This window comes from Paraburkholderia nodosa DSM 21604, from assembly GCF_000519185.1.
GTDB classification, from domain to species: Bacteria; Pseudomonadota; Gammaproteobacteria; order Burkholderiales; family Burkholderiaceae; genus Paraburkholderia; species Paraburkholderia nodosa.
In genome coordinates, this window is the sequence record NZ_JAFA01000005.1 from 122,982 (window position 1) to 144,378 (window position 21,397).

Here is a 21,397-nt window from a genome sequence, read left to right on the forward strand (position 1 = left end):
TATCGACCGATGGACGGGGATAACGGGCTTATAGCGGCGAAATCGCCGAAGTCCGGGTGCGCGCCGCCGAAGCGCGCGCGGCCTTCGGTGCACGCTCGCCGTCCATGCCGTTGTGCTCGCCGTCGTGCAGGCTGCCACCCGGCGCGGGCTGCACGCCATCGTAGTCGTCGCTTGCAACGCCATTGCGAGCCGCGACAGCGGGGCGCGCGAGGCCGTCCTTGACCCACTGCTCGCCGAGCTGGCTGTTCGGCGTCTGGCTGAAGTGCTCGACGAGGTGGTCGATAAACGTGCGCACCTTGGCCGGCAGGTGACGGCGGCTCGGATACGCGACGTTGATCTCCACCTGCGGCAGACGATAGTCGCCAAGCAGCCGTACGAGGCGCCCGCGCGTCATGTCGCGGCCGATCAGATAGCTCGGCAGGATCGCGATGCCCATGCCGAGCAGCGCGAACTGGCGCAGCATCTCGGTGTTGTTCGCCACGATCACGTTGGTCGGGCGTACGCGGATTTCGCCGTCCGGACCCGTGAACACGCGCTCGTCACCCCAGTACTCGGAGGGCAGCGAGAGGCTCGGGTGCTCCATGAGGTGCTCGGGGCGCGTGGGCGTGCCGTGCTTTTCGAGGTACGCGGGCGTGGCGCACACGGTCATGCAACCCGTGGTGAGGCGGCGCGTGACGATGCTGGCGCTGCGCATCTGGCGCGCGGTCACGACGCCCAGATCGAAGCCCTCTTCGACGAGATCGACCTGACGGTCCACCAGCGTGACGTCGGGAATGACCTGCGGATAGCGCTGCGTGTACGTCTGCAGCACCGGAGCGAGATTATGGAGCCCGAACACGACCGGCGCGACGATACGCAGCGTGCCGACGGGTTCGTGATTGCGCGCGACGACCATCTGTTCGACATCCTCGAGCTCATCGAGAATCTGGCGGGCGCGCTCGAGATAGACCTGACCCGATTCGGTCAGGGAGAGACTGCGGGTCGTGCGATTGAGCAGACGCGTGCCGAGTCGACCTTCGAGGTCGGCAACATGCCGCGTCGCAACCGCGTTGGAGATATCCATCGCAGAAGCAGCCCGGGCGAAACTGCCGAGGTCGGCCACTTTGACGAATACTCGCATCGACTGCAAATGATCCATGAGACAACTCCTGCCTGTTACTACCCCGCTGTTAATCAGCGGAGGAAACCGCGAATTCTCCTACGACAGCAGAAATCCTGCAGAAGTTGCCTCCGAAGCCCTTATTTTCTTTACGAATTCTTCGACTGCACCCCAAAATGCATTAACAGTGGTCCGATTGTTACCTCAAACGAAACAATTTTGCGCATTGCAGCGAAATAACCGCTCAGGTGCCGAACAGACGGGCCTCTGCACTGCACCAATGCATTCGACCCCGGAAATAAAAATGGCCGCCCGAAGGCGGCCATTCAGTTAGCGAGCGCTCACATCACATGCTTACAGACGCGTTTCCAGCGCCTTGCGAGCGTCCTTCAACACTTGCGGCAAGCCATGCGCGAGTTTGTCGAACAGTTCGGCGTGCAGCGCGAGTTCGGCGCGCCAGGCGTCGGCGTCCACCGAAATCACCTGCTCGAACTGCGCCTCACTAAAGTCCAGGCCGCTCCACTCGAGATCGCCGTAGCGCGGCGACACGCCGAATGCGTGCTCGTCGCCCGTGGCCTTGCCCTCGATACGGCGCACCATCCACTCGAGCACGCGCATGTTCTCGCCGAAGCCCGGCCACACGAACTTGCCGTCCGGCCCCTTGCGGAACCAGTTCACGCAGAAGATGCGCGGCACCGTTGCGCCAGCGCTGGCGAGGCGTTCGCCCACGTCGAGCCAATGGCCGAAGTAGTGGGCCATGTTGTAGCCGCAGAACGGCAGCATCGCGAACGGATCGCGGCGCACGACGCCCTGCTGCCCCGCGGCCGCAGCCGTGGTCTCCGAGCCCATGGTCGCGGCCATATAGACGCCCTCGGTCCAGTCGCGCGCCTCGGTCACGAGCGGCACCGTGGTCGAACGGCGGCCGCCGAAGATGAACGCATCGATGGCCACGCCCTTGGGGTTCTCCCACTCGGGATCGATCGACGGGCACTGCGACGCGGGCGCCGTGAAGCGCGCGTTCGGATGCGCGGCCTTGCGGCCGGTTTCCTTGCCGATGGCGGGCGTCCAGTCGTTGCCGAGCCAGTCGATCGCATGCGCGGGCGGCTCATCGGTCATGCCTTCCCACCAGACGTCGCCGTCGTCGGTGAGCGCGACGTTCGTGAAGATCACGTTCTCCTTGAGCGTCGCCATGGCGTTGAAATTGGTCTTCTCACCGGTGCCCGGCGCCACGCCGAAGTAGCCGGCCTCCGGGTTGATCGCATAGAGACGGCCATCGGGGCCGGGCTTGATCCAGGCAATATCGTCGCCGATCGTGGTGATTTCCCAGCCGTTCATGGCGGGCGGCGGAATCAGCATGGCAAAGTTGGTCTTGCCGCATGCCGACGGGAACGCCGCCGCGACATGGTACTTGCGGCCTTCCGGCGAACGCACGCCGAGAATCAGCATGTGCTCGGCGAGCCAGCCTTCGTCGCGGCCCATGGTCGAAGCGATGCGCAGCGCGAAGCACTTCTTGCCGAGCAGCGCATTGCCGCCGTAACCCGAGCCGTAGCTCCAGATCTCGCGCGTTTCCGGAAAATGGACGATGTACTTCGTCTTGTTGCACGGCCACGGCACGTCCTGCTCGCCTGCGGCGAGCGGCGCGCCCACGCTGTGCACGCACGGCACGAACGGGCCGTCTTCGCCGAGCACGTCGTACACGGCGCGGCCCATGCGCGTCATGATGCGCATGTTCACGGCCACGTAGGGGCTATCGGAAAGCTCCACGCCGATATGCGCGATGGGCGAGCCGAGCGGGCCCATCGAGAACGGCACGACATACATCGTGCGGCCGCGCATCGAGCCTGCGAACAGGCCGTCGAGCGTCGCGCGCATTTCGGCAGGCGCGACCCAGTTGTTGGTGGGGCCGACGTCCTCTTTGGTGGGCGAGCAGATAAAGGTGCGGTCTTCCACGCGCGCGACGTCCGAAGGGTCGGAGCAAGCGAGATACGAATTCGGGCGCTTCTGCGGATTGAGGCGGCGCATCGTGCCGGCGTCGACCATCTGCGCACACAGGCGGTCGTATTCTTCCTGGGAGCCGTCGCACCACACGATGCGATCCGGCTGCGTATGCGTTGCGATTTTCTGCACCCAGTCGATCAGTTTCCGGTGCCGGACCCAGGCGGGCACCTGTGCGGCGGCCTGGGCTTGGTAATCGGGATGGTTCATCGAGCTGTCTCCATTCTTAGGGCTGTAAAAAAGGAATCGGCCCTTTTCGACGCTGCTCGCGAGAGGCGCAACGCATGCGAACCGAATGTCGATGGCAGATCAACATGCGAATCGGTTCGCGCAGTTGGGCAGGTCGTCAAGGTCCTTTAGCCTGGGGTTCGAAACCGTCTGTAAAGCGGCTTGCATCGGAGCCCGACAAGCTGTTAAAAGTTGCAAATTCGCGGCTGATTACCGCGTCAAAAAACCTGTGTGCGTAGCCTCGGGCTTGCGCAATTGCAATGCCTGCTGCTGCACGCGGCGAGCGACGTGAAGGCTCCCTATATTCATACCAGCCTTCCCGCCGCTGCATAGTGGGATAACCACCAGATGAACACCGAAGTCGCGCTACGAAAGGCGCGATGCATAACACGCAAAACAACCCGCTGCCATGAAAATTGCCATCCTTGACGACTACCAGGACGCCGTCCGCAAGCTCGACTGCTTTCAACTGCTCGCCGACCACGAGGTCAAGGTTTTCAACAACACGGTGCGCGGCCTCGGCCAGCTCGCCAGCCGCCTCGCCGAAGTCGACGCGCTCGTCCTGATTCGCGAACGCACCCGCATCACCTCGCAACTGCTCGACAAGCTCCCGCATCTGCGCATGATCAGCCAGACGGGCAAGGCCGGTCCGCATATCGACATGGAGGCCTGCACCGAGCGCGGCATCGCCGTACTCGAAGGCACCGGTTCGCCCGTCGCGCCCGCCGAACTCACGTGGGCGCTCATCATGGCCGCGCAGCGCCGCATTCCGCAGTACGTCGCCAATCTCAAGCAGGGCGCGTGGCAGCAGTCGGGCCTCAAGACCTCGGCGATGCCGCCCAACTTTGGCCTCGGCCAGGTGATGCGCGGCCAGACGCTCGGCATCTGGGGCTACGGCAAGATCGGCCGGCTCGTGGCCGGCTACGGCAAGGCCTTTGGCATGCGCGTGCTGGTATGGGGCCGCGAGCATTCGCTCGAAGCGGCGCGCGCCGACGGCTACGAAGCCGCCGCAAGCCGCGAGGCGCTGTTCGAAGAGAGCGACGTGCTGTCGCTACATCTACGCCTGCACGATGACACTCGCGGGATCGTCAAGCAGGAAGATCTGCTGCGCATGAAGCCCACGTCGCTGCTCGTCAACACGAGCCGCGCGGAGCTGATGGAAGAAAACGCGCTGCTCGGCGCGCTCTCGCACAACCGGCCGGGCATGGTCGCGATCGACGTGTTCGAGAGCGAGCCGATCCTGCAGGGCTACAGCCTGCTGCGCATGGAAAACGTGATCTGCACGCCGCACATCGGCTATGTGGAGCGCGAGAGCTACGAGCTGTACTTCGGCGGGGCGTTCCGCAATATCCTCGCGTTCGACGCGGGCGATCACGTGAGCGTCGCGAACCCCGAAGCGCTGCAGGGCGGCCGCCGCAAGTAAGCGCGGCTGCACGGGGCGGCGCGCGCCGCCCTTCGTGCGATTTTCCGGCTGCTTTTGATCCGGCCGCGTGCGCTCAGGCGTTCGCGGCCGCTTCCATGACCTCGGGCAAACGCGCGAGGAAACGCTCGCCGTCCACGCGGCCGAGGTTGTAGGCATGCTGCATCTGCTGTGGGCTCGTGTAGTCCCAGCTCGAGATCGGCACCCTGGCCGACGGCTGCACGTAAAGGCGCTGCTGCACGCCCTGCGCCGCCTGATGCCGCACCACGAACATCTGCGGACGCGGATAGAGCCGCGTCACCATCACCAGCACACGGCCGGGCGTGTCGTCGAGCGCGCCGACCGGCACGTTGTCGACCATGCCGCCATCGAGCACCGGGCGGCCGTCGCGCCGCAGCACCGGCGTGAACGGCGGCGTGCATGACGACTGCAGGATGAGATCGGCGAGATCCTCGACGCTCGCGCATTCCTGCGCCGTCACGAACTCCGGATGAAACCCGAGCTTGCGCCCGAGCGTCGGGTGCAGCGTCTTACGGATGTGCTTTTCGATGTTGTACGCGATGAGACCCGCCGCCACGGCGCTGCGCGCGCCGAGCCAACGCGGCACATGCGACACGCCGATGCGGATCTCAGGCGCGTCCTGGAGCTGCGTGAACGGCTCGCCGTAGATGTCGAGCAGCGCCTGGCGATAGATGCGGTAATGCGGAAACACCGACTCGCCGCGCAGCAGATTGCCCCAGTAGGCGTTGCGCTTGTTGTGGCGCAGCGCATCCTCGTAATAGCGCATGACCCAGTCGGCGTCGCGCGTGTAGAGCATGCACGCGGTGGCCGCGCCCGCCGAAATACCCGTAATGACGCGCGGGCGAATGCGCAGTTCGGGCTGGACGATGTCCCAGAACCCCGCCTGCCACCAGCAGCGATTGCCGCCGCCGGCGAAAACCACCTGATCGAACATGCCTTCTGCGTCCTTCGAAGCGATCGAAACCGATCGGAAGCGCCAAGCTTAATCGAGCAGCGCGTAGGTCGAGGTCGCGTGAACCGCCATCCGGCCGTCTTCGTCGTAGAGTTCTATTTCACCGAACACCAGATTACGGCCCATGCGCAGCACGCGCGCCGTCACGAGCACGTCGCCCTTGCGCACCGCGCGCATGAAATTCGTGTTCAGCGCGACGGTCGTCATGGGCTTGAAGCCACCGAGCGCGGCCGTGATCGCGACGATCATGGCCGTATCCGCCGCCGCCATGAACACCTGGCCGCAGATCACGCCGCCCGAATGGCGCAGCTCGCCGGAAAACGGCAGGCGCAGGGTGGCACTGTCTTCCGAGACCTCGACGGGCTTCATCCCGAGCGCGCGCACCCACGGGGCCAGCACGCGCTCCAGCAGCGCGTCGATTGCGTTGTCGTCCATCGTTTGCCTTTGTGGATTGCCGTGCGACGATTCCAGCCGATTGCCGCCGACCTCGGCCAGCTTCGGCTTCGGCAAACAGGCGGTGCACAGCGACTGGCTTGAAACCGGGCTTGATGCCAGGAGTGGCGACATCATACCGGGACAGCACGGCCCCCGTGGTAATGGCGCAAACGCCTGCGCAGACGGAGCCTGCGCCGGATCGACAAACTATTTACGGATAATTTACAGAGGGGGCTTGCCAAGCCCCTAAAAGTCCTGCATAATCTTTTTTCTGTTGGGGGCGTTAGCTCAGTTGGTAGAGCAGCGGACTCTTAATCCGTAGGTCGAGTGTTCGAGTCACTCACGCCCCACCAGCGAATTCAGCCAAAAAGCCCGATCCTTGCGATCGGGCTTTTTGCATTTCTCCGCGGCCACTGGCCTGAGTTACTTCACGCGCCTCACGTGACGCGACGCCTGCTTCGGACGCGGCAGCCAGCGGCCAAGCGCCTCGAAGCCGTCGAGCTGGCGCAGCAGCGTGTCGACGGTCGAAAGCTGAACGTGTGTCAGATGGTTTTGCTTCAGAAGCGCATGCAGGCGCTTGCGCCAGTACGCGACCCCCATCACCGGCATTTCGAAATCGCCAGCCAGCGACGGCGGCATCACGCGCGCGATGTGCGCGATTTCCTGTTCGACGAATGTCATGGCTATCCCCGTTGGTCCTGCCGTGGTTTCTTATCGTATGAAGTACTGTAGGACGCTCCGGGGCGCTCGCCAGCCTACCCGTATGGATAGGTAACAAATAGTCCGACTAAATTGGGATCGACGCCGCCGAAACCGGCGCCTCGCTGCCCCACTCTCGCGCTTCGTCGTTCGCCGGCAGGCCAGTCATTCACTTTCCATGCTTGCCTGGTCTGTCACCCCATAGGCGGCGAGAAATTTCGGAATCCAGATTATTTCATTCCGAACGAACTGCCTCGCTTTTCGGACTCTTCCTATAGGGTCTGGCTGACTAGCTGTTGATCATAGTCAGGTTAACCGTCTTACGAGGTAGATCATGATGCACGGTCATCCTGTCGACCGGCTCGTGACAGGCGCAATCGTCGGCGCGCTCGTCACCACGCTGCTAGTCCTGCTCCTGGTCTGGCTGGATATTCCGCCCGAAAAGCATGTCAGCCTGGCACTGCGGCTCGCAGTGCCGGTGCTCATTTCCGCCTGCGCGCTCCTGATCCACCCCTTGCTGCTCAAAACGGTCCTGCGCGACCGGCGCGACCCGACGATGCTGGACGAGGATCTGAACCAGCTACTGGTCGGCCGCACGCTTGGCGTGATTGGCGGCTTCTTCTTCGGCGTCACGCTCGCGACCCAGATCCTCTAGCCGCCAGCGCTCAGAGGAACGGCTTGCCGTCCACCTGTTCATAGACGACTTTGCCGTCGTCGTCTTCGAACTGCTCCAGGTAGTTTCGGGCGCCGCACAGCGGACACCGGAACAAGGGCCCCTGCCCTTCGTTCTTGATCACGACCTCGCTCTGTTCCCACGGGGTGCCGCACGACTGGTTGCGGCAAACGAATGTACTCGACATGCAGACTCTCCTGATTGTTACGGGTGCAAAGCCTACCGCAAGTGCGGCCCGCGCGCCGCAAATCTCCGACTCCCGCCGCGATTACGCTGCCAGGCTGTTCACTTCTTGAGCAGTTGGCCGCCCTTTTGTTCCGGCCTGACGCAATCGCGCGATGGCTCGCGTAGTCCGCAGACCGCGCATTTCCATGACGCGCGCGTGCCGTGCCGCTGCCGCACGGCACAACGCCGTTGCGCCGCCGCGCTGGCATGGTTCTCGCGTTAGCGTGCCGCGGTAGCGCGGCCTCGCCGCGTCCATCCATATCGAGATCGAGAACACAGAGGAGCACGCAGATGAATCACGCGGACATGCAATTCCTGACCACCGAATTCCCGTACAAGAAACAGTATGGCAACTTCATCGGCGGCGAGTGGGTCGCGCCGCTCGGCGGCGAGTATTTCGACGATATTTCGCCCATCACCGGCCACGCGTTCACGTCCATCCCGCGCTCGCGCGAAGCCGACATCGAACTCGCACTCGACGCCGCACACAAAGCCAAGGCCGCCTGGGGCAAGACCTCGCCCACCGGGCGCGCCAATATTCTCAACCGCATTGCCGATCGCATCGAGCAGAACCTCCACAAGCTCGCCGTGGCCGAGACCATCGACAACGGCAAGCCGCTGCGCGAAACGCTCGCCGCCGACATCCCGCTCGCCGCCGACCACTTCCGCTATTTCGCGGGCTGCGTGCGAGCGCAGGAAGGCGGCATCTCCGAGATCGATCACGATACGGTCGCGTATCACTTCCATGAGCCGCTGGGCGTGGTCGGCCAGATCATTCCGTGGAACTTCCCGATTCTCATGGCCGCGTGGAAGCTCGCGCCGGCGCTCGCGGCCGGCAACTGCGTGGTGCTCAAGCCCGCCGAGCAGACGCCCGCGTCGTTCCTCGTGCTCACCGAACTGATCCAGGACCTGCTGCCGGCCGGCGTGCTCAACGTGGTGAACGGCTTCGGCCTCGAAGCCGGCAAGCCGCTCGCCTCGAACAAGCGCATCGCCAAGATCGCCTTCACGGGCGAAACCACCACGGGCCGCCTCATCATGCAGTACGCGAGCCAGAACATCATTCCCGTGACGCTGGAGCTGGGCGGCAAGAGTCCGAACATCTTCTTCGCCGACGTGCTCGACCACGACGACAGCTATTTCGACAAGGCGCTCGAAGGCTTCGCGATGTTCGCGCTTAATCAGGGCGAAGTGTGCACGTGCCCGTCACGCGTGCTCATCGACGAGAAGATCTATGACCGCTTCATGGAGCGCGCGCTCAAGCGCGTAGCGGCGATCCAGCAGGGCCACCCGCTCGACACGAAAACGATGATCGGCGCGCAGGCCTCGCAGGAGCAGCTCGAGAAGATCCTCTCGTATATCGACCTCGGCAAGCAGGAAGGCGCGCAATGCCTGATTGGCGGCGAGCGCAACAGCCTCACGGGCGAACTCGGCGAGGGCTATTACGTGAAGCCGACCGTCTTCCGCGGCCACAACAAGATGCGCATCTTCCAGGAAGAAATTTTCGGACCGGTGGTGTCCGTCACAACCTTCAAGACCGAAGAGGAAGCACTGGAAATCGCCAACGACACGCTCTACGGCCTCGGTGCAGGCGTTTGGACGCGCGACGGCACGCGTGCCTACCGCTTCGGCCGCGCGATCCAGGCGGGGCGCGTGTGGACCAACTGCTACCACGCTTACCCTGCGCATGCGGCGTTCGGCGGCTACAAGCAGTCGGGTATCGGGCGCGAGAACCACAAGATGATGCTCGACCACTACCAGCAGACGAAGAACCTGCTCGTGAGCTATAGCGAGCAGCCGCTCGGGTTCTTCTGATCGCACTGTGTGCCCTGTGCGTCGCGCGCGGTGTTGTGCGGTCGAGCGGCCGCGGCCGCGCGCGACGCCCCCTTCGTTGCACCTTGAGAGGAGCGTTACGACATGGTCGAACGCGTTACCGCCACGCCGGCCGCGCTCGCGCTGATCGAGCAGTTGGCGCGCGAGCACGGGTCCCTGCTCTTTCACCAGTCGGGCGGCTGCTGCGACGGCAGCGCGCCCATGTGCTTTCCCGTCGGCGAATTCATGGTCGGCAATGCCGACGTGCAGTTGGGAGAAATTGGCGGGATGCCGTTCTATATGACGGAGGCGCAGTTTGAGTACTGGCAGCACACCCAGCTCATCATCGACGCCGTGCCAGGCAACGGCGGCATGTTTTCGCTCGAACGACCCACGGGCCTGCGCTTTCTCACGCGCTCGCGGCTCTACGACGACGAAGAGAACGCGTGGCTCGAGGCGCATCCGGTGACGCGCGTGAGTTTGTGAGGCTCGGGCGCCCGGCACGCCAGGGGCGTCGCACGGAGCGTGGTGCTATCTTGGTTCGCAGGCGCTGCGCATTCGCGCGGCCATCGCACCAGGAGACGCCATCATGCAAAACCACGACGTGAAACTCCTCACCCTCGAGCCGATGGACCTGCTCGCCGTCAGCCACGTGGGTCCGTACATGAAGATCGGCGACGCGTTCTACACGCTCGCGCAATGGCTCGGCGAGCGCAACGTGCGCACATCGGGCTCGAAGATGGTCGGCATCTATTACGACGATCCCAACACGGTCGAAGAATCGAAGCTGCGCTCAAAGGCGGCGCTGCATCTGGGGCAGGAAGCCGACGTGGAGGTCGTGGCGCCAGTCGAGAAGTTCCAGCTGCGCGGCGGCGAGCACGCGATGATGCTGCACAAGGGGCCGTATCAAGGGCTCGGCCAGGCGTGGATGTGGTTTTACAACGAAGGATTGCAGAAGCTCGGACGCACGCCGGACTTTTCGGCGCCATCGTTCGAGGTTTATCTGAATACGCCCGATGAGGCGACGCCGGATGACCTGAAGACGGAGCTCTATATCCCGCTCGCGTGAGCTATGCGATTCGCACGGTTTGAACGATGCCGCCGGGACGTTTTCCAGCGGCATCTTCGTTTCCGATGCGAGGGTCCTAAGGTTTTAATAACTTATGTATACGTAAACGTAGTAATAGTTAACAAGCCCCTGGGTATTCTGTGGATAACCCCGGAAAACCATTGAGTAAACAAGGCTGTGGAAAAAACATAACCTTGCGGGCGTTAACGGGACAACGCCAGGCAGCTGCTGGCAACTTTTCCACATTTTGCGCGCTGCCGAAGTTATCCCCGATTCATGCACAGTGATTTCCAGGGGTTTTCCGGGAGTTATCCGCTAGGGGCTGTGGATAGTGCCGGACGCGAATTCCCGCTGTCTTCCAGACAAAAAATAGCGCCTCCAAAGGCGCTTTTTCGCTGTTGAAAATCGCGACGTTAAATCGGGCCTCGCAATCTCGAATTTACGGTCTATAACTTCTGCGAGTAGGCCAGCACGTGACTGTTGATCAAATTGCGCCATGGCCCGAGTGTCGCTCGAAAACGTGAAATAGTGAGAATCGCGAAGGCCATGCGGGCCTGCTCGTTCACTCATGGAGGCGCCGGATGAAACGCCGTGAACTGCTGGCCGTGCTGGCCGCGGGCGCAATGACCCAAGTTTCTACCGGCCAGGCGCAGGAGAGCCCGGCGAAGTACACCAACGAGATCACACTGCCCAAGCCCAAAATCTCCGGCACGGTCTCCCTCGAGGATGCCATCCAGCGGCGCAGGTCCGTACGCACCTTCCGGTCCGACCCGCTGCCTGTCGAGACCATCGGCCAGCTGCTGTGGGCCGGCCAGGGCGTCACCAGCGCGGACGGCAAGCGCGCGGCACCTTCGGCCGGCGCCCTGTATGCGCTTGAACTCTACGCGGTGACCCCCGCGGAGGTGATGCACTACCTGCCTCACGGCCACCGGGCCGAAACGCGAGCGACACCCGATATGCGCCCCAAGCTGAAAGCGCTTGCGCTAAACCAGGCATCTGTCGGGGCGGCGCCGGCCTTGCTCGCGGTGGCTGCCGATCCCAGCCGGCTCAAGCAGCGGTATGGCGCGAGAGCCAGTGTGTATAGCGACCTCGAGGCCGGACACGCCGCCCAGAACATGCTGCTGCAGGCCGTCGCGCTCGGGCTCGTCGCCGTGCCCGTGGGCGCGGTCGACGGGCCGCAGGCAGCCCAGGCGCTCGGTTTGCCTGCCGGGCAGAGCGTCGTCTATGTCATCCCGGTGGGCTTTGCGGTTTGAATTGCGGCGCGAGGAAGTACAAAAAACAAACGCCCGGGAAACCGGGCGTTTGTTTTTCAATCACGGCAGCAGAGGATCAAACGTCGATATTCCCCGCCCGCAGCGCATTGCTTTCGATAAACGCACGACGCGGCTCGACATCGTCACCCATGAGCGTCGTGAAGATGCCATCGGCGGCGATCGCATCCTCGATCTGCACGCGCAGCAAACGGCGCACCGTCGGGTCCATCGTCGTTTCCCACAGCTGCCCGGGGTTCATCTCGCCAAGCCCCTTATAGCGCTGCTTCGACACGTTGCGCTCGGCATCGGCGATCAGCCACTTCATCGCGCTCTTGAAGTCGTTCACGGCCATGCTGCGCTCGCCGCGCTTGATCACGGCGTTCTTGCCGATCAAGCCCTTGAACGTATTGGCCGTGTTCACGAGCTGCTGATAGTCGGCGGTGAGCTGGAACTCCTCGTCGATCACCGAGACCTTCACGTTGCCGTGATGGCGGCGCTCCACGCGCAGCGAACGTTGCTCGCGCACCTGGTCGTACATCGGCACCACGCTCACTTCGGGCTTGAGCGGATCGTCGCGCAGCTGCGCTTCGAGTGCACGCGCCGAAGTCTCGGTCGAGGCTTCGCTCGACAGGTCGATCGCCACGCCGTCCATGATCGCTTCGAGCGCGCGCTCGTCGTACAGACGCGAGAGACGATCCACCACGCCGCGCGCAAGCTGGTACGAGCGCGCGAGTTCGCCAAGCGCATCGCCGGAGATCGGCGTCGCGCCTTCGTTCGGCACCAGCTCCGAGCCTTGCAGCGCGAGACGCAGCATATGCGCGTTGAGCTCCGAATCGTCCTTGAGATAACGCTCGTCCTTACCCGCCTTGAGCTTGTACAGCGGCGGCTGCGCGATATACACGTAGCCGCGCTCGATCATCTCCGGCATCTGGCGATAGAAGAACGTGAGCAGCAGCGTGCGAATGTGCGCGCCGTCCACGTCCGCGTCGGTCATGATGATGATGCGGTGGTAGCGCAGCTTCTCGAGGTTGTAGTCGTCCTTGCCGATGCCGCAGCCGAGCGCGGTGATCAGCGTGACGATCTGCTCGGAAGACAGCAGCTTGTCGTAGCGCGCCTTTTCGACGTTCAGCACCTTGCCGCGCAGCGGCAGGATCGCCTGGAACTTGCGATCGCGGCCTTGCTTGGCCGAGCCGCCCGCCGAATCGCCCTCGACGATATAGACCTCCGACTTCGCCGGATCCTTTTCCTGGCAGTCCGCGAGCTTGCCCGGCAGGCCCACGCCGTCGAGCACGCCCTTGCGGCGCGTCATTTCGCGCGCCTTGCGCGCGGCGTCACGAGCCCGCGCGGCGTCGACGATCTTGCCGCAAATGGTCTTCGCGTCGTTCGGCGTTTCGAGCAGGAACTCTTCGAGCGCCTTCGCCACGACGTCTTCGACCGGCGCGCGCACTTCCGAGGAAACCAGCTTGTCCTTCGTCTGCGAGCTGAATTTCGGCTCCGGCACCTTCACCGAAAGCACGCACGACAAACCTTCGCGCATGTCGTCGCCCGAGGTTTCCACCTTGGCCTTCTTTGCGATTTCGTTGTCGGCGATGTACTTGTTGATCACGCGCGTCATCGCCGCGCGCAGGCCGGTCAAGTGCGTGCCGCCGTCGCGCTGCGGGATGTTGTTCGTGAAGCACAGCACGCTTTCGTTGTAGCTGTCGTTCCACTGCATCGCCACTTCGACGCCCACGCCGTCTTTCTCGCCCTGAATGTAGAAGATGGTCGGGTGCAGGACCTGCTTGGCCTTGTTGATGTACTCGACAAAGCCCTTCACGCCGCCCCCGAAGGCGAAATCGTCTTCCTTGCCCGTGCGCTGGTCGGTCAGGCGAATACGCACGCCGTTGTTCAGGAACGAGAGCTCGCGAATACGCTTGGCGAGAATGTCGTAGTGGTACTCCACGCTGCCGAAGATGGTTTCGTCGGCCATGAAGTGCACTTCGGTGCCGCGATTTTCGGTATCGCCGAGCAGTTGCATGGGCGAGACCGAGTGGCCGTCGCGCTCTTCGAGTACACGGTTCTGCGGCACGCCACGGTGAAATTCCATGAAGTGCTTCTTGCCGTTGCGGCGCACCGTGAGACGCAGGAAGCTCGAGAGCGCGTTCACGCACGACACGCCCACGCCGTGCAGGCCGCCCGAGACCTTGTAGCTGTTCTGGTCGAACTTGCCGCCCGCGTGCAGCTCGGTCATCACGATTTCGGCGGCGCTGCGCTTCGGATCGTGCTTGTCGTCCATCTTCACGTCCGTGGGAATGCCGCGGCCGTTGTCGGTGATCGAGATGGAGTTGTCCGCGTGAATCACCACGCGGATGTCGTTACAGTAGCCGGCGAGGGCTTCGTCGATCGAGTTGTCCAGCACTTCGAAGACGAGATGGTGCAGACCGGTGCCGTCCGACGTGTCGCCGATGTACATCCCGGGCCGCTTGCGCACTGCCTCCAGACCTTCGAGGATCTGGATCGACGAGGCGCCATAGCTGCTGTTGTCGGGTTGCGAGTTGTTCGTATCAGTCATGGAATTTTCCGGTTCTGCGTACTGCCTGTGTTACTGCTCGAGACTTTTTCAAAAAGCCATAAAAACGCCAAAGGGGCGCAGCGCCCCCTGGTGTTCTTCTTCTGTCGCGCTTTTTAGATGCGCATCGGCATCACCACGTACTTGAATTCCTCGTTCTCGGGAATCGTGATGAGCGCGCTGGAGCTGGCGTCGCCGAGGCTCACTTCCAGCGTGTCGACCTTCAGGTTCGCGAGGACGTCGAGCAGATACGTGACGTTGAACCCGATATCGATGGTGTCGCCCTGGTAGGCGATTTCCAGTTCTTCCTGCGCCTCTTCCTGGTCGGCGTTGGTCGACATGATCTTGAGCTGGCCCGGCTCGATGATGCAGCGCACGCCCTTGAACTTGTCGGACGTGAGAATTGCCGCGCGTTGCAGCGAACGTTGCAGTTCTTCGCGGCCGATCTGGAAGGTGTTCTTGTGCGCCTTCGGGATCACGCGCTGGAAGTCGGGGAACTTGCCTTCCACGAGCTTCGAAACCAGTTCGACCTGGCCGAACGTGAATTTCACCTGGGTCGAACCGATGTCGATCTTCAGCACGTCGTCGATGTCTTCGAGCAGGCGCTGGAGTTCGAGAATGGTCTTGCGCGGGATGATGACTTCCTGGCGCGCGAACGAGCCTTCGATCTTCATCGACGAGAACGCGAGACGGTGGCCGTCGGTCGCGACTGCCATGAGCTGGTCGCCGTCCACGACGAGCAGCATGCCGTTCAGGTAGTAACGGATGTCCTGCTGCGCCATGGCGAAATACACCATGCCGAGCAACTGGCGGAACGTCTTCTGCGGCACCGCGAGGTTCGCGCCGAAGTCCTTGGCTTGCGCCACCGTGGGGAACTCGTCCGCGGCGAGCGTTTGCAAGGCGAAGCGGCTCTTGCCAGACTGCACCGTGAGGCGCTTGTCGGCGAGCGTGAGCGTGACCTGGCCGTCTGGCATGGCGCGCAGGATGTCGAGCAGCTTGCGCGCGGCGACGGTCGTGGCCACCTGGTCGTTGCCGACGCCGAAGTCGGCGGTCGTGGTGATCTGCAACTCGAGGTCGGTCGACAGGAACGAGACGTCGGAACCGGTTTTGGTGATCAGCAGATTGGCGAGGATCGGCAACGTGTGGCGGCGTTCGACAATGCCGCTCACCGTTTGCAGCGGCCTCAGCAGGTTATCGCGTTCGGTCTTGACCAGTTGCATAGAGTTCCTTCGTTGATGTGACGGTCTGCGCGCCCGCCTGACGCCGGTTTTGCCGACATGACCCCACGTATGTCACGCGACCCCGGCGCCGCTCTGGCGGTTAATGCAGCACAGGCCGCGGCGTGGTTCCCGCCCCGGACCGCCGGGCGGTTAAACCCATATTGTGCCTGAAAACGGACCACTTCCCTAAATTGGGGGCGATCCGCGAAATAAACAAGGCAAACCTTCGGGTTGCGGCCGTCCGCCCCGCCATTCCGGTGCCGCCTGGCTGTGTATTACCCCTTCAGCGTCTGCTCGAGCACGTGCAGCTCATGATTGAGCTGGGCGTCCTTGGTGCGTTCGTCGGCGATCTTGCGCACGGCGTGCAGTACCGTGGTGTGGTCGCGGCCGCCGAACAGCTCGCCGATTTCCGGCAGGCTCTTCTGCGTGAGCTCCTTGGCCAGATACATGGCGATCTGGCGCGGGCGCGCGATGTTCGCCGGGCGCTTTTTCGAATACATGTCGGCGACCTTGATGCTGTAGAAGTCCGCCACCGTCTTCTGGATGTTTTCGACCGAAATCTGGCGGTTCTGCACTGTCAGCAGGTCCTTGAGCGCTTCCTTGGTCAGCTCGATCGAGATCTCGCGGCCGTGGAACTTCGAATACGCGAGGATCTTGCGCAGCGCGCCTTCGAGTTCGCGCACGTTCGAGCGCAGGTGCTTGGCGACGAAGAACGCCACGTCCTCGTTCAGGCTCACGCCTTCCGACTGCGCCTTGCGCATCAGGATCGCCACGCGCATTTCCAGCTCGGGCGGCTCGATCGCCACGGTCAGGCCCGAGTCGAAGCGCGAGATCAGGCGGTCGTCGATACCCGAGATTTCCTTCGGATACGTATCGCTCGTGATGATCACCTGCGCCTTGTTGGCGACGAGCGCCTCGAACGCGTAGAAGAACTCTTCCTGCGTGCGCGACTTGCCCGAGAAGAACTGAATATCGTCGATCAGCAGCAGGTCGAGCGAGTGGTAGTAACGCTTGAAGTCGTCGAACGCCTTGCGCTGGTAAGCCTTCACCACGTCGGACACATACTGTTCGGCGTGGATGTAGCGGATGCGCGCGCCCGGCTTGTCGAGCAGCAGCTGGTTGCCGATCGCGTGGATCAGGTGGGTCTTGCCGAGACCCACGCCGCCGTAGAGGAATAGCGGGTTGTACGAGATGCCGGGGTTGTCGGCGACCTGGATGGCGGCCGCGCGCGCGAGCTGGTTCGCCTTACCCGTCACGAAGTTGTCGAACGTGAGCACCGGGTTGAGCTTCGAGCGCTCGTAGGTCGGGTCCGGTTCGCCGCTCGAAGCGGCCGCGGCCGCCCCCTGGCCCGGACGCCATGTGCGGCGGCCGGCGGCGGCTTCGTTGGCGTCGAGGCTGGGCAGATCGAGGTCGGCGGCGTCTTCGGCGGTGGCCTGCGCGGCGGCGGCCGACGCGGCTTGCACCATGCCCGCGAGTCCCGTCCCGCCAGTCATGGCGGCCGGCTGCGGCGCGGCGGCTGCGCTCATGACCGACGCGGCAGCCAGCGGCGCGCGCGACGCGGCGGGTGCCGGTGCGACGTGAGGCGCGCGCATGCCCGCCTTCGGATCGAGGACGAACTGCACGTCGACCGGGGTCTGCCAGAAGTCGCGGGCCAGATCGGTAATCCGGCCCGAGAACTGGCTCTTGACCCAGTCGAGCTTGAAACGGTTGGGAGCGGCTATCTGCAGCGTGTTCGCCGCAGCATCGAAGGCAACCGGGGCCAACGGTTTAATCCACGTCACGTACTGCTGGGGCGTTAGCTCACGCTCCAGTAGTGCGGAACAGTGTTGCCAGAAATCGTTCATCGAGTTGCTGTGGTCGTTTTGTTTGCATGCGTTGCGGTCACTCCGCTCTTGTCGCACATACGCGACGAGGCCCTGACGAGGCGACGGCAATGGCTCCGGAAGCCCGCGCGGCAAAGGTCTTGCGGCAAGCAGGCGGGCCGGAGCGGCATGCAGGATTCTTGGGATAGGCGAGATTCTAACGCCGAAATACCCTCACCAGGAAGTTATCCACAGGGACGGATCAACGCACGCTCGTTCGTGCCCGCGCCACGGCCGATGCAGGCGCTGCGCGCCCGGTCCAGAAGGTTCGATCGCCTAACCTATTGACGGCCAACGAAAAACCGGCTTAAATAGCGGGTTCCTCGAAAACCAATCCCTAGTACCACCGGCCATTGCCTTTTTCCGCGATGCTCGCCGCGGTCAAAACTCAACAGTGAGAGCAACATGAAACGTACTTTCCAACCTTCCGTTACCCGTCGCAAGCGTACCCACGGTTTCCGCGTGCGCATGAAGACCGCTGGTGGCCGCAAAGTGATCAACGCACGCCGTGCGAAGGGTCGCAAGCGCCTCGCCGTCTAAGTCGGGCAGCATCGCTATCAGCGAAATCACGGGTAGCGGCCCGCTCGCGAGCACGGCGAACAGGACGAACCTGGTAACTGATCGGGGCGTCATGCCGTCGCGAACGCAAGCCGCTTTTCCGAAAGCCGCAAGGCTACTGAAAACGGATGAGTTCTCATCCGTTTTTCGTTTGCGCCCCTGGCGCCGCACCGAGCACTTCGTCGTGTACGGGCGGCCCACCGGCAACGAGGCGCGGCTCGGACTCGTGATCGGCAAGAAGTACGCACCGCGCGCGGTCACGCGCAACCTGGTGCGCCGGATTGCCCGCGAAGCGTTTCGTGTGCGCCGTGCGCAGTTCGAAGGTTTCGACCTGCTGCTGCGCCTGCATACGAAGTTCGACCGCAAGGCACGGCCGGCCGCGTCTTCGCCGGGGCTCAAAGCTTTGTGCCGCGGCGAGATCGAGACGCTGCTCGAAAAGGCCGCGCGCGAAGTCACGCGGCGTGGCAGTGCTGCGCCTGCGACATCTGCGCGCACCCCTTGTGCGACGCAGGCTGCGGCACCAAGTGGGCAGGCAGCCGGGGAACCGGCGCAGGCCCAGGCCAGTAAAGATTTGCCGCCGGACGAGAGCAAGCCCCGCGCATCATGAGCGGGGCGCGCGAGTCCGGCATATCCGACGTCGCCGCCGCGCAAGCGGCACGTGGTTCGTCATCGAACGCGGCGCAGCCAGGCCGCAACGCCATGCAAACGGTATTGATCGCACTGCTGCGTTTCTACAAGCTCGCCGTGAGTCCCCTCCTCGGCAGCCGGTGCCGTTTTTATCCTTCCTGTTCGGATTACGCACGCGAGGCAATCCAGTATCATGGCGCCGCGCGTGGGACTTACCTCGCCGCGCGGCGGCTGTGCCGCTGCCATCCGTTTTCGGCGGGCGGCGTCGATCTCGTCCCGCCTGCATCTCCGAAAAAGCGCTGACGCGCCATTCCATCGACACTGAGACAACGCATGGATATCAAACGCACCGTCCTATGGGTCATCTTCTTCATGTCAGCTGTCATGCTGTACGACAACTGGCAGCGCGACCATGGACGCCAGTCGATGTTCTTCCCGAACGCGACGCAAACGCAGACGCAAACCGCCGCAGGCGGCCCTGCGCCGGCTAGCGCCGCCAACGGCGCGTCCGACCTGCCGACGGCCGCCGCCGCCGCGGGCCAGGCGCCGACGAACACCGCCCAGCCGGCTGCAGCCGCAGCACAGCTCGTTCACTTTCGCACCGACGTCTACGACGGCGTGATCGACACGCGCGGCGGTACGCTCGTGAAGCTCTCGCTCTTGAAGGAAAGCGCCGACGGCAAGGGTCCCGACCAGTACATCACGCTGTTCGATCACACGAACGACCACACGTACCTGGCGCGCACCGGCCTGCTCGGCGGCGACTTCCCGAACCACAACGACGTGTTCACGGCGGTCGAAGGCCCGCGCGAGCTGACCGGCGACGCCAACTCCTTCCAGGTCGCGCTTCAGTCGCCCGAGAAAGGCGGCGTGAAGGTCACCAAGACCTACACGTTCACGCGCGGCAGCTACGTGATCGGCGTGGACTGGAAGGTGCAGAACGTCAGCGGCGCGCCGGTTTCGCCCACGCTCTACATGGAAATCGTGCGTGACAGCCAACCGGTCGAAACGCCGCGCTTCTCGCACACCTTCATCGGCCCGGCGGTGTACTCGAACGAGCATCACTTCCAGAAGATCACGTTCAGCGACATCGACAAGAACAAGGCCGACTTCGTGAGCCAGGCCGACAACGGCTGGGTCGCGATGGTGCAGCACTACTTCGCGACCGCGTGGATTCCGCAGCAAGGCGCCAAGCGCAGCATCTACGTCGAGAAGTTCGACAACTCGCTCTATCGCGTGGGTGTGAAGCAGCCGCTCGGCACGATCGCACCGGGTGCGACGGATACCGTGCAGGCTCGCCTCTTCGCGGGTCCCCAGGAAGAGCGCATGCTCGAAGGCATCGCGCCGGGTCTGGAGCTCGTGAAGGACTACGGCTGGGTGACGATCATCGCCAAGCCGCTCTTCTGGCTGCTCGAGAAGATCCACGGCTACGTGGGCAACTGGGGCTGGTCGATCGTGCTGCTCACGCTGCTCATCAAGGCCGTGTTCTTCCCGCTCTCCGCCGCCAGCTACAAGTCGATGGCGCGCATGAAGGAAATCACGCCGCGTATGCAGGCGCTGCGCGAGCGCTTCAAGAGCGACCCGCAGAAGATGAACGCGGCGCTCATGGAGCTCTACAAGACGGAGAAGGTGAACCCGTTCGGTGGCTGTCTGCCGGTGGTGATCCAGATCCCGGTGTTCATCTCGCTGTACTGGGTGCTGCTCTCGTCGGTGGAAATGCGCGGCGCGCCGTGGATTCTCTGGATTCACGACCTCTCGCAGCAGGACCCGTTCTTCATCCTGCCGGTGCTGATGGCCGTCTCGATGTTCGTGCAGACCAAGCTGAACCCGACGCCGCCGGACCCCGTCCAGGCGAAGATGATGATGTTCATGCCGATCGCGTTCTCGGTCATGTTCTTCTTCTTCCCGGCTGGCCTCGTGCTGTACTACGTCGTGAACAACGTGCTGTCGATCGCGCAGCAGTACTACATCACGCGCATGATGGGTAAAGGCAAGAAGAAGGCCGCCTGAGTGCCGGGGCGGCAGTGATGCCGCCACCTGAATCAAGGCTCGAAAAAAAGCCGTCCGGTGCGAACCGGACGGCTTTTTGCATGGTTGGAGCGCCATTTCCTTGACGGCGCAGAGCGCAGCGTTCGTGTGTGCGCGTTAGTTCTTCTCGGCGTCGCCGTAGAATTGGGCGACCAGTTCCTGCACGAGATAGCGGTGATGGGCGCTGAGCGACTCGATCTTCGAGGCCAGTTCGAGCGTTTCCTCGGAAACCGGATATTTGCCGTCAGGCTTGCGGGGCCGCGGCACAGTCGAGCCCGCCTTGCCCGGAGGACCGTAGTGCAGCCAGTGGATGTCCACGTCGAACCATTTCGCCAGGGTCTCCAGCTTGTCCTGCGTGGGAATGGTGCGGCCACTCAGCCATTTGTGAGCGGTTTGCGGCGAAACCGGATGCTCGCCGTGATGGCGCAGATTGAACCGGTTCGCCAGGTCGGTGCTGCCGCGTAGTTTTTCGGGCGCGCGCTTCATCGCGAACCTGAGACGTTCGGCAAAGGCGGCTTTTTCGTCGGATGTCGGCATGGGCCAGATTGTGCAGCCCGAAATAGCCGAAGATGACAACCAGTTGGGCTACATTTAGCGTATAAAAGAGATAATTCACCTGCTTCTGGCTACCGTATGACTTCGGTCGAGATCCCCACGAATTCCCTAGTGGAAAGCC

At 63.3% G+C, this 21,397-nt stretch carries 19 protein-coding genes, 1 tRNA gene and 1 pseudogene; 11 read left to right on the forward strand and 10 right to left on the reverse strand.

From position 1 onward, the window contains the following. Positions 1-28: 28 nt before the first annotated feature. Together A3CW_RS0108800 and A3CW_RS0108805 are read right to left on the reverse strand one after the other, a co-directional pair. Positions 29-1,138 (reverse strand): LysR family transcriptional regulator, encoded by a 1,110-nt coding sequence (locus tag A3CW_RS0108800; protein WP_028203228.1) that lies wholly within the window; start codon positions 1,136-1,138, stop codon positions 29-31. A 315-nt stretch (positions 1,139-1,453) separates the two neighbouring features. Beyond that, complete coding sequence (locus A3CW_RS0108805) at positions 1,454-3,304, reverse strand: phosphoenolpyruvate carboxykinase (GTP) (RefSeq protein ID WP_028203229.1); 1,851 nt, start codon at positions 3,302-3,304, stop codon at positions 1,454-1,456. A 427-nt stretch (positions 3,305-3,731) separates the two neighbouring features. Here A3CW_RS0108805 and A3CW_RS0108810 point away from each other — a divergent pair, with 427 nt between their 5' ends. Continuing rightward, a complete protein-coding gene (locus A3CW_RS0108810) occupies positions 3,732-4,745 on the forward strand; it encodes a D-2-hydroxyacid dehydrogenase family protein (protein WP_028203230.1) in 1,014 nt (337 codons plus the stop codon). 73 nt (positions 4,746-4,818) lie between these two features. Here A3CW_RS0108810 and A3CW_RS0108815 read toward each other — a convergent pair whose 3' ends face one another. Both A3CW_RS0108815 and A3CW_RS0108820 read right to left on the reverse strand, forming a co-directional pair. Then, on the reverse strand, positions 4,819-5,697 hold the full coding sequence (locus A3CW_RS0108815; protein ID WP_028203231.1) for a patatin-like phospholipase family protein: 879 nt from the start codon (positions 5,695-5,697) through the stop codon (positions 4,819-4,821). A 48-nt stretch (positions 5,698-5,745) separates the two neighbouring features. Beyond that, complete coding sequence (locus A3CW_RS0108820; RefSeq protein ID WP_028203232.1) at positions 5,746-6,150, reverse strand: PaaI family thioesterase; 405 nt, start codon at positions 6,148-6,150, stop codon at positions 5,746-5,748. A 277-nt stretch (positions 6,151-6,427) separates the two neighbouring features. Between A3CW_RS0108820 and A3CW_RS0108825 the strand changes: the two genes are divergently transcribed. Next, positions 6,428-6,503, forward strand: a tRNA-Lys gene (locus A3CW_RS0108825). 70 nt (positions 6,504-6,573) lie between these two features. Here A3CW_RS0108825 and A3CW_RS0108830 read toward each other — a convergent pair. After that, positions 6,574-6,831, reverse strand: coding sequence for a hypothetical protein (locus A3CW_RS0108830; protein ID WP_051481331.1), 258 nt, complete (start codon positions 6,829-6,831; stop codon positions 6,574-6,576). A 352-nt stretch (positions 6,832-7,183) separates the two neighbouring features. Between A3CW_RS0108830 and A3CW_RS0108840 the strand changes: the two genes are divergently transcribed. Then, entirely contained in the window at positions 7,184-7,504 is a 321-nt protein-coding gene (locus A3CW_RS0108840) for a hypothetical protein (protein WP_245623570.1), read from the forward strand. Between the two features lie 10 nt (positions 7,505-7,514). Here A3CW_RS0108840 and A3CW_RS0108845 read toward each other — a convergent pair whose 3' ends face one another. Beyond that, positions 7,515-7,709 carry a hypothetical protein gene (locus A3CW_RS0108845; RefSeq protein ID WP_028203235.1) on the reverse strand — a complete coding sequence of 65 codons (195 nt, stop codon included), beginning with the start codon at positions 7,707-7,709 and terminating at the stop codon, positions 7,515-7,517. A 329-nt stretch (positions 7,710-8,038) separates the two neighbouring features. Between A3CW_RS0108845 and adh the strand changes: the two genes are divergently transcribed. The 4 genes from adh to A3CW_RS0108865 all read left to right on the forward strand — a co-directional run bounded on the left by adh (position 8,039) and on the right by A3CW_RS0108865 (position 11,878). Further along, the gene (gene adh / locus A3CW_RS0108850) at positions 8,039-9,559 is read left to right on the forward strand and encodes an aldehyde dehydrogenase (protein ID WP_028203236.1); all 1,521 of its coding nucleotides are present in this window, start codon (positions 8,039-8,041) and stop codon (positions 9,557-9,559) included. Positions 9,560-9,661: 102 nt separating this feature from the next. Then, entirely contained in the window at positions 9,662-10,042 is a 381-nt protein-coding gene (locus A3CW_RS0108855) for a DUF779 domain-containing protein (protein WP_028203237.1), read from the forward strand. Between the two features lie 103 nt (positions 10,043-10,145). Next, positions 10,146-10,625 carry an AraC family transcriptional regulator gene (locus tag A3CW_RS45720; protein ID WP_035512626.1) on the forward strand — a complete coding sequence of 160 codons (480 nt, stop codon included), beginning with the start codon at positions 10,146-10,148 and terminating at the stop codon, positions 10,623-10,625. A 581-nt stretch (positions 10,626-11,206) separates the two neighbouring features. After that, a complete protein-coding gene (locus A3CW_RS0108865; RefSeq protein WP_028203238.1) occupies positions 11,207-11,878 on the forward strand; it encodes a SagB/ThcOx family dehydrogenase in 672 nt (223 codons plus the stop codon). A 76-nt stretch (positions 11,879-11,954) separates the two neighbouring features. Here the strand turns inward: A3CW_RS0108865 and gyrB are convergent, their stop codons facing one another. The 3 genes from gyrB to dnaA all read right to left on the reverse strand — a co-directional run bounded on the left by gyrB (position 11,955) and on the right by dnaA (position 17,490). Beyond that, positions 11,955-14,429, reverse strand: coding sequence for a DNA topoisomerase (ATP-hydrolyzing) subunit B (gyrB, locus tag A3CW_RS0108870; RefSeq protein WP_028203239.1), 2,475 nt, complete (start codon positions 14,427-14,429; stop codon positions 11,955-11,957). A 113-nt stretch (positions 14,430-14,542) separates the two neighbouring features. Beyond that, the gene (gene dnaN / locus A3CW_RS0108875) at positions 14,543-15,646 is read right to left on the reverse strand and encodes a DNA polymerase III subunit beta (RefSeq protein WP_028203240.1); all 1,104 of its coding nucleotides are present in this window, start codon (positions 15,644-15,646) and stop codon (positions 14,543-14,545) included. Between the two features lie 275 nt (positions 15,647-15,921). After that, complete coding sequence (gene dnaA, locus A3CW_RS0108880) at positions 15,922-17,490, reverse strand: chromosomal replication initiator protein DnaA (RefSeq protein ID WP_028203241.1); 1,569 nt, start codon at positions 17,488-17,490, stop codon at positions 15,922-15,924. A gap of 423 nt (positions 17,491-17,913) precedes the next feature. Here dnaA and rpmH point away from each other — a divergent pair, with 423 nt between their 5' ends. The 4 genes and pseudogenes from rpmH (at position 17,914) to yidC (ending at position 20,703) form a co-directional block, all read left to right on the forward strand. Further along, positions 17,914-18,048, forward strand: a complete 135-nt coding sequence (rpmH, locus tag A3CW_RS50810; RefSeq protein ID WP_026120950.1) for a 50S ribosomal protein L34 — start codon at positions 17,914-17,916, stop codon at positions 18,046-18,048. A gap of 91 nt (positions 18,049-18,139) precedes the next feature. Beyond that, positions 18,140-18,562: pseudogene (gene rnpA, locus A3CW_RS45725) on the forward strand (ribonuclease P protein component); the annotation flags it as partial. A 203-nt stretch (positions 18,563-18,765) separates the two neighbouring features. Beyond that, a complete protein-coding gene (gene yidD / locus A3CW_RS0108890) occupies positions 18,766-18,996 on the forward strand; it encodes a membrane protein insertion efficiency factor YidD (protein ID WP_028203242.1) in 231 nt (76 codons plus the stop codon). A 30-nt stretch (positions 18,997-19,026) separates the two neighbouring features. Beyond that, entirely contained in the window at positions 19,027-20,703 is a 1,677-nt protein-coding gene (gene yidC / locus A3CW_RS0108895; RefSeq protein ID WP_028203243.1) for a membrane protein insertase YidC, read from the forward strand. A gap of 135 nt (positions 20,704-20,838) precedes the next feature. On the opposite strand, the gene A3CW_RS0108900 is transcribed toward yidC, so the two are convergent. Then, on the reverse strand, positions 20,839-21,258 hold the full coding sequence (locus A3CW_RS0108900; protein WP_028203244.1) for a helix-turn-helix domain-containing protein: 420 nt from the start codon (positions 21,256-21,258) through the stop codon (positions 20,839-20,841). Positions 21,259-21,397: the final 139 nt, after the last annotated feature.